Below are 11607 nucleotides of genomic sequence, written 5' to 3' on the forward strand. Positions count from 1 at the left end.
TTCAAATTTGACAGAAGCATGCATTGTAAAATGTATAAATGGACTTCATGCATCGGTTTTCTTTAAAAAGTTGGGATTTTTGGAGAGAGTTGATTAATTTTTGACGTTGATTAATTTTCACATATGTTTTGTGTCGATACAATGTGTGTTTTGTAATAACATACTGTATTAATTAGTATGAAATGTCAAATTTTGAGTAATTACCCAAATATTATTGAAAAAGAATGAATTTTGTAAAAACTAGTGCTTCGATTCCAAAATAAATTCCCGATCTAGTGGAAAATTCATGATCGGGAAATAGCTTTAAAAGTAAAGTTTTGTGAACATAATTCGGAATCGCAGTACTAGTGAAACTTCGGTTAGTCTTCGCAGTCCATATTGTATGTTTTCTCAAAATCTCTCAAAATGTTTATTCTCTCATACAGGCACAACTCGAAAAGATGTTTTATCAATCTAGCGATATGCTCACAGCTCAGCTCATCCGTATTGACCCGGATATCCTTCAGATTTTCAGTAGGGGAATTAAGATATTCAATAATCTTCTTGGTTTTATATGAATTATCATCATCAGTGCTAATTAAATATCTCAGTAGCCAGCGAAGGTAGTCTGAACACGCTTTTTGTAGTTTGTATTTTATTTCTATAGAGTAGATTCTTGAACTACCAAGACTCATGATCAAACACTGTATTCTGTCAACATATTTTTTCCATTCATTGATATTTATGATGTTCTTTTTTTCTTCATACATAACTACTTCTAAAGCACACTTGAAGGTTCGAACATTGATGTTTTCTGTATTGATAATACTCTTGAGACTATCCTCAAAGGCAGGGCTAATATCCCGAATACTTTCCGCTTCAGTTATTCCATAGTCTTTAGCGTTTTCAAGGGCTTTTCCTTTGAATAGACTGGCACCTATCAAGCGATTACTCCTTGAGAAGTCTACAGGGCGTTCTTTCTTGAGAATTAAATAATAAAAAGTAGTAATATTGTGGGGTGTTTCGTCCAGTCTGTGTACAAGTCGTTTCTTTCCTTTATCTTTAATTTCGAAGCCAGCATCTCTTGCCGCCATTTCCAGCAAGTCTGGCATGCCTGGTAGACTGTTTTTCTCTGGAACAGTGACATAACAATACCCATCTGAATGGAGCAATCGGTTAAAGCTAAAGAAAGAAGAGTAGATTGCCAGTGGATTTTTACCAAGATAGTGGAGAGAGTGTGCACAACAGACAAGATCACACTTATCTTCAAGGGACTTTTCGAAATGAGGTAAATTTATCTGGTAAAAAATACAATTCTCTTTGGGGGTGCTTTCATGCCATTGAGGATTAAAGTCCTGTGCATGATATTTAAAATTATCACTTAGCGGTATTCGTTCCCACTCTCTAAATGCAAGTAAAGCTTTATACTGCCCCCAATTGGAGCATCCAGCGTCATACATATTGTTCAGTACAAATTTTTCTTTTCGCATTTCCTCTTGTGAATTTTTAAATAATTTATATAACAAGTGTAATCCAATGATCTGTAATTCGCGATCTACCCATGAATTCGAGTATAAATCTGCATACCCTTCCTTTTGAGCGAGATCTATCTGCTCTTGAAAATATTTTTTTCCGGATATATCAGCTATAAGCTGAAGAAGATTGCTGTTTTTGGAAGTTATGCCTTCTTTCTCATTTTGTTTAAACAATTCCATTGGCGTTTTTGGCTCAAACCGCCCAATTGAGTGAAACCTAGCATTCCCGTAATCAACATTAAGCTCATGAGCTTCCCGCTTATCCTCAAATTTCTCAGCATCTTTTAATTTTTTAGTCTGTATTAATAGATTATTCAAAAAGATATTGACACTTTCGTCTGCATCATCTTTATAAGGAATGATGTTAATTTCTTTGAAACTATCGCTCTTCTGATTACGCCATTTATTAGCACGGTTTAAACTCATCAATGCATAGTGTTTGCCAGGAGCTTGCCCAAATAATTTTTTCAGTTTATCCATCTGAAAAAGAATATTTGGATCATTAAAACTAAACCCGATGAATAAGATAGTATTACTGGCAATCAAATCCTGAAGAATTCGATTGCATACACTACGTCTCTGAAACTTATTATAATCTTTTGTACCTAAGATTATCGTATCGGGCACATCAGCCCTACCATGAATATGTAGAATAATTTTCTTTCCATTCTGGATGTCTTCCTGTATTAGAAGAAGCTTATTTCCAAAATGTGTACCGTTTGCGAAATTAATTCGCACATGCTGATCATAAGCTCGCTCAATCAGTTTGTCATAATTAGTTGTGAGAATAACATTTATTGGAAGTTTCGTAATAGCTTCATGGACATCTGTCAATTTAACCTCCTTTCGATTTATTTCATTTATGATGAAACGATGAAATGCTAGAGTATTGTGCTTGTCCATACATTCGCGGATCTGATCAGCTGCAATAAGATAAGATTCCTCAATTATCTCTTCTTCAATTTCGGATGAATTTGGAATATGGATTGTATTTTCTTCACAGTATTTGAGCATATTATGCAGAAGATCAGACCAATTAGGTAATCCTGCACGTTTTGAGACACCAGCACCAATGAACAGCACACATTTGCCTCTACTAATTTGTTCAACTAAATGTGGTGGTATTTCCATTGTATTAAGTAAATTCATTCGACACTCCTCCTGGAACTCATGGGAACTCATTAGTTTAACTATTGTTAACTCTTCATGACTTTCAAAAACAAGAATATTGTATGTAAAATATCTGTATTTTGCTATTTAGAATTTCGATAAACCCCCGATTACACCAAATTGCTTATATAGGATTTATAAGCAACCGCCCAAAATTGAGGTTTATCGAAATCCTCTAGTTTATATGAAGTGTGTAAACAACTCATTACGTTTGGAAGCGTACTTATTTTGCTGTAAAATTACAAATATCAACAAATTATGAAAACGGAAATCATACATAGGAAGAATTTAATAACATAAATATGAAAAAATTCAACTTTGAATTTACAGCAAATTCGCGACACTGCCTCACGCTTAGAGATTACAAAAATCATCGGAAATATAATGCAGTTTACTAGATCAGATATAAATTTATCGAAATTGATTGATTTTCATTAGGATTTACACAGTGAACTGAAAAATCAATTGCATTAAAACTTTAACTGTTTGGAATATAAATTAAAAACACAATATTATAGTAGCCTACATTCGGCAGCAAGCACATTCAAACATTAAAATATCCTTAATTGTTATTTTTTGCAGGTTCACTTAAAACCTGCTTTCGGCAGGTCGACAGTAAAAATTAGAATGTTTTTTACGATACCGTTTTTGAATATTAGCTAACTATATATTGGGTTTAAAGTTGGTTAACGTGTGGCTCAACTCCCACGACATATATAAGTACTGAATCATTTTTTCATTGAAGTTTTGTATGAGAAATTAATAATTGGTTATATGTAAACCTAACAACTGTACACAATTATGGAGCATCATTTCAAAATCGCCATCAGAAAAAATATTGAAAATTAATTGTCGACCTGCCGAATGTAGGATGTAGATCGCTTAAGCTTCCCTTATGTGTTCTTTTACAAACTTTACAAGCAGTTAATGAAGGTGTTGAAAAATGAAGAGATTTCGTTTAATAATTTATTTATAAAGAGGCTGTCTCAAAACTACATTTGATTCTAAACTTGGAGAAAAATATTTGACTATAAGGTTAATTCACACCTGAATTTCGGAATAGTTTCCTATTCGAATATAAAGTCAAAAATGTTCATTACCCAATTGCAGAAATTAGTCGAGTTTTGAGACAGCTTGAAATGAATTGTTTTATCCCGACTCTTAAGAAATCTTTTCAATTATTTCTTCCAGCGTCAGAAGTTCCTGTTCTCCGGAAACCATGTCCCTGAGAGTAAGTTTCCCTGCCTCAAGTTCTTTTTCCCCGACTATGACCACGTAATCGGCGTTGATGGTATTTGCATAGGAGAGCTGGGTTTTGAAATTGCGTTCCATGAGGTCTACATGAACTGGCAGATACTTCCTTAATTCAGTTGCAATTTTTGCGGCTTGCAGGTGAGTATCAGGCTTTGAGATCAGCACAAGGCTTTTGAGCGCGGGCTGTTCGAGAGGACATATCTCCATGATTCTGTCAAAACCTATCCCGAAACCGGTTGAAGGCACGTCCCCGCCTCCGAAAAGCTGGATAAGCTGATAAGAGCCTCCTCCGCAGACCTGCTTCTGGGCGCCGAGACCCTCGCCGTAAACCTCAAAGACCATGCCGGTGTAGTAGTCGAGCCCGCGTGCAATTCCGAAGTCAAGAGAATAATCAACTCCGTATGCATCGAGGAGTTTAAGGGTCTTTTCAAAGCTTACCAGCTCCGGGATATTTCCGACTATTTTCTTTACATCCGGCAGGATATACCTGCCTTCCAGTTTAATCAGGCGGAAAAGATCGGACTTGAGCTGCTCTTCTGCCCCAATTTCTTCAAGCAGAGCTTCGAGGCCTGCATACTCTTTCTTATCTACAAGCCTCATGGTCTTGCTTACAATTTCAGGTTCAAGTCCGCTCAAAAGCGTACGTATGACTGCAAGGTTGCCAAGCTTCATGTCGCCCCTGACTCCGACAGCTTTTAACAGGGCATCTGCAAGAGCAATAACCTCGGCATCGGAATCGGGTTTTCCACTTCCTATAAGTTCAACCCCGAACTGCCAGAATTCCCTGAAACGGCCTTTCTGAGGGCGCTCATAGCGGAAACAGTTTTCAAAATAAAATAGCTTTAAGGGTTTCGTAAATGACTGGAGTTCGTTTACATACAGGCGCATAACAGGAGCAGTCAGTTCCGGTCTGAGGGTCATTTCCCTGCCCCCTTTGTCCGTAAAATTATAGAGTTCCCCTACGATCCCTTCCCCGGACTTAAGGGTGAAAAGGTCCAGATGTTCAAACGTGGGCGTAATGATTTCACTGTAGCCCCAGTTGCGGACAACGTTTCGCATAACACTTTCCACGTATCTTCTCCGGGCAGTGTCGGCAGGTAAAAAGTCCCGGGTCCCTCTTGGTCTATTAACTGTCATTTTTAAATGCACCTGATATCTATTGAGTTTAGAAAAATTATTTTAAGATATAAACCGCCAGTCCATATGTATAACTCACATATATTCCCTGGTTTACTGATAGAATATTCCCTGGTTTGCTGACGTGCGAATTCAGGGCATCTTCAGTTTTCCAAACTTTATACAATCTTCTTAATACAAAATATATTCTTTTTTCAGCTATTTTGGATGGTAGTAGTTAAAAACAAGCTATTTTACTTTTTCGATGATCCGAAATCAGAGAAAATGTCACGAATTAATAAGAAAAATGAAAACTAGAATAATATAGTTATGATGTAAAATAAAGTAGAATGGATTCCAAAAGCGAGAGTTTTCGCAATCAAACAATTGTAAAGCAAATAAAGGCAAGTTTACGTTGAATAATATAATAAGCAGATTAATATACAGGATTTACACTAAATACTTGCGATCACCGTGTCCGAGCAAAGAAGTGTACCTTTAAGGGAGCATCTACTGTCCCTGAGGCCCTGCCTGCATGGAGGGCTAATTCAGGAAACGTCTGAGACTTACGGGATTTCTGAAAGCGAAATTCTTGACTTCAGTGCAAACTTTAATCCTCTGGGAAACCCTTTTGAGCATCCGGAAAGCGGATTGAACTTTGACGACATTCTTAAGAAGAGCCTTGAAAAGCTTATGGAGTACCCTGATAACAGATATCTGGAGTTTCGGGAGGCTGCCGCAAAGTTCGTAGGGCTCGGAGTAGCTCCGCAGAATATCATTCCGGGAAATGGTTCAACAGAAATTGTCAGGCTTGTAGTCGAATGTGTAGCTGAAAAAGGAGATATCGTCCTTCTGCCGTGGCCTACTTTCGGGGAATATGAAATGCAATGCCGGATCATGGGAGCAGAACCGCAATACCCCAGGCAGGAAGAGGTAGAAACACTTTCTGATGAAGTTCTGGAAAAAGCAAAAATCCTTTTTATTTGCAACCCAAACAACCCTACAGGACAGCTCCGTACTAGAGAAGAAATAAAAACTCTTGCAGAGCGCTGCAAGAAGCATAAAACCCTTCTTTTTGTAGATGAAGCATTCATCGAACTCTCTGACCCTGCACAGAGTGTTGCAGATCTTCCAGGAAGCAACAATTACGTTTTTGTTATGCGTTCCCTTACAAAGGACTTTGCAATTCCCGGAATCAGAATGGGCTTCGGGATAGCTTCCCCTGAAATGGCTGAGATCCTGAATACTGCCAGGCTTTCCTGGAACCTAGGAACTGTGGCAAACGCCACAGGAACCGCACTTCTTAATATCGAAGGCGGGATGGAAAACCCATACTTGAAAAAAGCAAGGGCTATGATCCGGGAAGAAGGAGAAAAGCTCAAAGCCAAACTCGACAGGATCAGAGGTTTTGAAGCTGGGGAAGTGAATGTAAACTTTATCTTTGTTAACATCAAAAAATTCATGCTTAACTCAAGCGAATTAAGCGCACGCATGGCAGCGCGTGGAGTCCTGATAAGGGACTGTGCTTCCTTCCACGGTCTTGAAAAAGATTACATCAGGGTTGCAGTCCGGACAGCAGAAGAAAATGACAGGCTGATTGCTGTAATCGGAGATGTCATTATCCAGTGGGGCAAAGAACAGGCAAAGCATGAGCTTCAGAACGTGATAGAAAAGGCCACTGAAGAAGGTATAGGAGGCAGGAAGACCTGCGAGTACTACCCCTGCCACTTCGAAGGCCAGAACTGCACCTTCTGCTTCTGCCCATTTTATCCCTGTGAAAACGAGCGCACCGGAGGAAAATGGATCCAGAGCTCAAGAGGCGGCAAAGTATGGAGCTGTGTTGACTGTCACCTTGTACACAAGAAAGAAATAGCCCAGAAAATCCTTGACTGCCTCATGCAGGAAGGAGACACGGATGAACTTGTAAAAGTGGCCTGGAAAGAAGTGATGGAGCCTATCCTATGATTGTGCCGGACAGCGGGCACCTTGCTCTGGTACTTCTGCTTGCAGCAGCCATTGACATAGTTTTCGGGGAGCCGCCTGCTGCCGTACACCCTGTCGTATGGATAGGAAAATTAATCAACTTTTTGAAAAATGCAGCTCCAAAAACGCACAGGAAATTGTATGGAGTTGCAATGGCTCTTTGCTGTGTTTTTTTCGCAGCTTTGCTGAGTTATTCCGTCCTTTACATTGCAGCCCTTCCTGGAATTCCGCGCATTCTTGCACTTTTCATAGAAGCATACTTCCTCAAAGCCACCTTTGCTATCAATTGTCTGCTTAGTCCTGCAAGGGAAATTTACAGGCATCTTGAAGAAAATAGGCTTGAGAAAGTCAGGGAACTGCTTCCGATATATGTAAGCCGGAATACTTCCAGACTGACTAAAACCCAGATGTCTTCCGCAGTTATTGAGTCGGTATCCGAAAATTACGTAGACGGTATCCTGAGTCCAATTTTTTATTATACCCTTTTCGGGGAACTCGGGCTTGTGGCTGCATATGTGTTTAAAGCCATAAGTACTCTGGATTCTATGGTCGGATACAAAACCGAACCGTACAGGGAGCTGGGATATTTCTCAGCGAAATCCGATGATGTACTGAACTGGATTCCTGCCCGGATATCCGTCATATTTATTCTTGCCGCAGCTGTTACAGTGACGCTGCTCCCGAAAAAGCAGGGAAAAATAAACCCCCTCGGCAGTATAAGAAGTGCCCTTGAAGACGGAATGAAGACTCCATCTCCCAATTCAGGCTATCCCATGGCAGCTACTGCAGGAGCTCTCGGAGTCAAACTAGAAAAACCTGAATATTACATACTTGGAGCCTTATACCCCCCGACCGAAGTAAAAGATATAAAAAGGGCATCCCAATTAATAGCAATTGCTTCAGGATTCTCACTTGTCGCTTTTGCGGCAGCGATCCAGATAGCAGGGATTCACCTGTATCTATGACCACCTTCTTTATTTGTCGGGTCCGCGCTCTTGCCACTATCAGTATTTTGTGCGAAAACAAAACTTTGAGAAAGCCGGAATAAGCCCGACAGATAGTACTCTGCTGGAAAAATAAAACCTACCACTAAGCGATAAGGTTTGAAGCCAGTTTAAAGTGGCAATGATTTTAGAAAACTAATATAACACAGTTTTAAAAATCCCGGAGTGATCGTATGAAGTTATCAGATATTGAGGAAAGGGACCTGAAAAAAGGGCAGCCTGAGGAAATAGAGGGAAAAGCTAGAGTCGACATCCTCGATGTCCTTGCTGAAGAAGGCATCAGTATCCAGGATCTTGCAGACACGGCTCTCGAAATGTATGTCCCGCATCCCGGACTTGAGACCAGGGAAAAAGCAGACGCTTTGTTTAAAAGGGAACTCAAGTACGCTCTTTCGGACCCGAACCTCTGCCTTCTGATTTATTCCGGGGTCCTGCTCGAGAGGGAAGGAAAGGCAGGAACTCTTCCGAACCTCAGCAAAAGTTCCTATGAAAAGGACCTGAGTTTCATAATTGCAGACGAGGTGCTTGGCACAAGCATTGCAACCTATATCAGCGGCTCCAAAGGTGCATTCGAGTTTGTCAGGTATGACAAACAGAAGCCCGGAATCCTTGCAAGTCTCGGGCCTTTTATGGATGACGTGATAGGAGGCCTTATAGGAGGCGTGTCCTCCAATATGTATTCAAGAGGTATGGCAGAATTTGAAAAAAAGGACTGAAAAACAGGCGGTATTCAATGAATTCTTATTTGCTTGCTTTTAAATCGGGTTTTGGCTTCCTGTCCACCATTCCTGTGGGAATCAGCATGGAAGGGATCGATGAACTTATGAATAAAATATACTTCTATCCCATTGTGGGAGCCGTTCTCGGACTTCTCATAGGGGCAGTTGCATACATAGGGCAGGTAATATTTCCCGGACCCGTCCTTGCAGCCCTTATTATGGGATTCATATACTATATTACAGGCTTCAATCACCTCGACGGAGTCACTGACATAGGGGACGGTTTTATGGCCCACGGGTCATTTGAAAAAAAAATCAAGGCCCTGAAAGACACAAACCTCGGAACAGGAGGAGTGTCTTTCTGCATTCTGTTGTTGCTTACTCTGTACGGTTCGATAAGAGCAGTACAGGAAGAAGGCCTGATTTCTTTCGGATCTAACCTTCCAATGTTGATGTTTGCATCGATGTTTATTGCAGAGGTTAGTGCAAAGCAGTCCATGTTAACAATTGCTGCGTTCGGAAAACCCATACCTCTACAGGAAAAACAGGCTTATCCTGGCCTGGGAGCCATGACTATAAACGGAGCAACCGGAAAAAACTTCCTCATAGGATTTGTCTTCGGGGCAATTGTATGTTTCCTGCCTTTCGGGTGGATAGGGCTATTGCCTTATCTGGGCGCCTGTGCCTCGGCTCTGGTGATTCTTAACAGAAGCTATGCCCATTTTGGCGGATTAAATGGAGACGGAATCGGTACTGCTAACGAAATCGGTAGGGTGACTGCTCTGATTATTCTCGCAGTTATCCTGAATCTTTCATTAAACGGATACACGGGAGGTTTATAATGGACGCTATTGTAATGGCAGGGGGATTCGGACAGAGGCTTGGAATGGGAGAAAAGCCATGCGTTGAACTGCTTGGAAAACCACTGATAGCTTACGTGATAGATACCCTTAGAGCCACAAAGAGTATAGATAGAGTTTTTGTAGCAGTTTCACCTGTTACCCCTAAGACAGAAATCATGATTCAGGAACGCTATAAAGGGGAAATCCAGGTAATCAGGACATTTGGCGGAAATTACGTAGGGGATATGATCCATGCAGTAGAGACTGCACAAACGGCAGGTCCGGTGATGATTATTATGTCAGACCTTCCTCTGATAAATCCCGAGCTTATAGATTCGGTAATCGAGAAATATAAAGAAGAAGGAAAGCCAGCACTTTCGGTATATGTCCCAATCAATATTTGCAAGGGAGCCGGAATCAGACCTGATACGGTCTTCAACAAGGATGGGAAACTTATCGTACCTACCGGAGTTAATATTCTGGATAGTTCACAGATCAGAAACGAACAGGAAGACTTTAATCTGATACTTGAGAATCCCAAAATAGCAATAAATGTAAATACCGTTAAGGATCTGCAGCGCTGCAGAGAGCTGCTGCAGGGTTAAAACTCGAAATTTACTAGTGTCGCGTCAATCCTCAAAGATTTAATGATTCTAAATAATTACAATCGATTTTATACGACATTTTGTTGTTGACTCGACACTAGAGGTGTCATAGATTCTCCCTTAAAAAACTGGTGATGAGCTATGAAGGGAAAAAAGGAAAGGGTATAAAATTTCACTTTCTATCCACCTTTGCTTCGGACTGATCCCTAAAGACGGGCCCGGGAAACAGAGATGAATTTCGTGGCCGAAGAGGACTCGGCTGTGGAACTCATTGTCCATTCTTTCCTAATACTGTAAAGGTTATTCATAGAATGGACGCCCATATGCATAGGGAAGGATGCCTCATTAAAATACACTGAGACTCATTTCCACGGCTCCGATGGAGGGATTCAGGGAATCCCAAAGGCCCATATAAAAATAGAGGAAGGGGGATAGTTACTTCACTAATTTCTCACTTGTTTCAGACAGAGTAGAGTATCTGGAATTCGATTACAGCGTGGATGCCGAAAAAGACTCTAACTGTGAGATGGGTACCAAGATCTATGGGAAAAACGACGACAAAATAAAAATCCTGGAAAGAATATCCTTTAATGGGGAAAATGCCAGAAGCGTAATCAAAAGCTGACTGGCCATTACTGATAATACGGAGGAGGAATTTAGGGGAATTGCCGAAGGCCACGCCCCGGTGAGCCAGAGGGAATGTGGATTGCATGGAAGTCATCCAGGGCAACGCAAAAGCCGAAGCCATACCCATTTGTCCGTGTCGATAATTCTCTGGCCAAGGTAACCCATGAAGCTACTATCGGTTGTGTAGATAAAAAGGAAATCGAAACCCTCATGGCCCGTGGCCTTGAAGAAGACGATTCTATCGATATTATTGTAAAGGGAATGCTGGCCTGAAGCCTTTCAATTCCCTTTTACCTAAGTGTTCATCACTTAGATACCAGTTCGGGAATATTTAGAGTTTATCCCGGGGACCTGAAATTTAATCTGAACAGGAGGTGAAAAGCATAATTGGCGAGATTATTATCCTTGATAAAAAATATTCCGAAAAAAACCTGCAACTTATCACGGGAAAAAAAGATATATCCTTACACCACCAGGATGTTCCGGAAGAAATGCTGCTTTTAAGTGAAGTTATAGAAGATCCCCTCAAGCTTCCTTATCTGCTGGAAACCTTCTACACCACCCAGATAAAAAATGAGAAAGCTTTTCATTTTGCTCTACTGCGAGTCCAGGTAGATTCCGACCTCAGGATGCATGAGGATATCCAGAAATACCAGCAACGGAGATATGTAGCCGAAACTCTGGAAAAGTTACTCTATGGAGAACTTATGCTTGCAGTAGAAGAAACTGTAAGCATGGAAGGTGACTGATTACTGGACCTGCCTTCTGATAGT

10 protein-coding genes are annotated in these 11607 nt (G+C 40.7%); 8 read left to right on the top strand and 2 right to left on the bottom strand.

The genetic code is table 11. From position 1 onward, the window contains the following. Positions 1–359 precede the first annotated feature (359 nt). On the bottom strand, positions 360–2663 hold the full coding sequence (locus RG963_RS05940) for an SIR2 family protein (RefSeq protein WP_310575358.1): 2304 nt from the start codon (positions 2661–2663) through the stop codon (positions 360–362). Positions 2664–3845: 1182 nt separating this feature from the next. Next, positions 3846–5075, bottom strand: a complete 1230-nt coding sequence (gene hisS, locus RG963_RS05945) for a histidine--tRNA ligase (RefSeq protein ID WP_310575359.1) — start codon at positions 5073–5075, stop codon at positions 3846–3848. A gap of 453 nt (positions 5076–5528) precedes the next feature. On the opposite strand from hisS, the gene cobD reads away from it, so the two are divergent. The 8 genes from cobD (at position 5529) to RG963_RS05985 (ending at position 11583) form a co-directional block, all read left to right on the top strand. Then, positions 5529–7019, top strand: a complete 1491-nt coding sequence (gene cobD / locus RG963_RS05950; protein WP_310575360.1) for a threonine-phosphate decarboxylase CobD — start codon at positions 5529–5531, stop codon at positions 7017–7019. Further along, positions 7016–8002, top strand: a complete 987-nt coding sequence (locus RG963_RS05955) for a cobalamin biosynthesis protein (RefSeq protein ID WP_310575361.1) — start codon at positions 7016–7018, stop codon at positions 8000–8002. Before cobD ends, RG963_RS05955 begins: the two co-directional genes overlap by 4 nt. Before the next feature lie 212 nt (positions 8003–8214). After that, the gene (cobZ, locus tag RG963_RS05960; protein WP_310575362.1) at positions 8215–8757 is read left to right on the top strand and encodes an alpha-ribazole phosphatase CobZ; all 543 of its coding nucleotides are present in this window, start codon (positions 8215–8217) and stop codon (positions 8755–8757) included. Between the two features lie 17 nt (positions 8758–8774). Continuing rightward, positions 8775–9602, top strand: a complete 828-nt coding sequence (gene cobS / locus RG963_RS05965; RefSeq protein WP_310575363.1) for an adenosylcobinamide-GDP ribazoletransferase — start codon at positions 8775–8777, stop codon at positions 9600–9602. After that, positions 9602–10207 carry an NTP transferase domain-containing protein gene (locus tag RG963_RS05970; protein ID WP_310575364.1) on the top strand — a complete coding sequence of 202 codons (606 nt, stop codon included), beginning with the start codon at positions 9602–9604 and terminating at the stop codon, positions 10205–10207. Before cobS ends, RG963_RS05970 begins: the two co-directional genes overlap by 1 nt. A gap of 496 nt (positions 10208–10703) precedes the next feature. Continuing rightward, positions 10704–10832 carry a hypothetical protein gene (locus RG963_RS05975; protein ID WP_310575365.1) on the top strand — a complete coding sequence of 43 codons (129 nt, stop codon included), beginning with the start codon at positions 10704–10706 and terminating at the stop codon, positions 10830–10832. A gap of 74 nt (positions 10833–10906) precedes the next feature. Further along, a complete protein-coding gene (locus RG963_RS05980) occupies positions 10907–11107 on the top strand; it encodes a SufD family Fe-S cluster assembly protein (RefSeq protein WP_310575366.1) in 201 nt (66 codons plus the stop codon). Between the two features lie 101 nt (positions 11108–11208). Then, complete coding sequence (locus RG963_RS05985; RefSeq protein ID WP_310575367.1) at positions 11209–11583, top strand: hypothetical protein; 375 nt, start codon at positions 11209–11211, stop codon at positions 11581–11583. Positions 11584–11607 lie beyond the last annotated feature (24 nt).

This window comes from Methanosarcina baikalica (genome assembly GCF_031461075.1).
In the GTDB taxonomy this organism is placed as follows: domain Archaea; phylum Halobacteriota; class Methanosarcinia; order Methanosarcinales; family Methanosarcinaceae; genus Methanosarcina; species Methanosarcina baikalica.

Coding starts and splice junctions, on each gene's coding strand:
- RG963_RS05940 (WP_310575358.1), bottom strand. CDS start 2,663: ATGAATTTACTTAATACAATGGAAATACCACCACATTTAGTTGAACAA.
- hisS (WP_310575359.1), bottom strand. CDS start 5,075: ATGACAGTTAATAGACCAAGAGGGACCCGGGACTTTTTACCTGCCGAC.
- RG963_RS05955 (WP_310575361.1), top strand. CDS start 7,016: ATGATTGTGCCGGACAGCGGGCACCTTGCTCTGGTACTTCTGCTTGCA.
- cobZ (WP_310575362.1), top strand. CDS start 8,215: ATGAAGTTATCAGATATTGAGGAAAGGGACCTGAAAAAAGGGCAGCCT.
- cobS (WP_310575363.1), top strand. CDS start 8,775: ATGAATTCTTATTTGCTTGCTTTTAAATCGGGTTTTGGCTTCCTGTCC.
- RG963_RS05970 (WP_310575364.1), top strand. CDS start 9,602: ATGGACGCTATTGTAATGGCAGGGGGATTCGGACAGAGGCTTGGAATG.
- RG963_RS05980 (WP_310575366.1), top strand. CDS start 10,907: ATGTGGATTGCATGGAAGTCATCCAGGGCAACGCAAAAGCCGAAGCCA.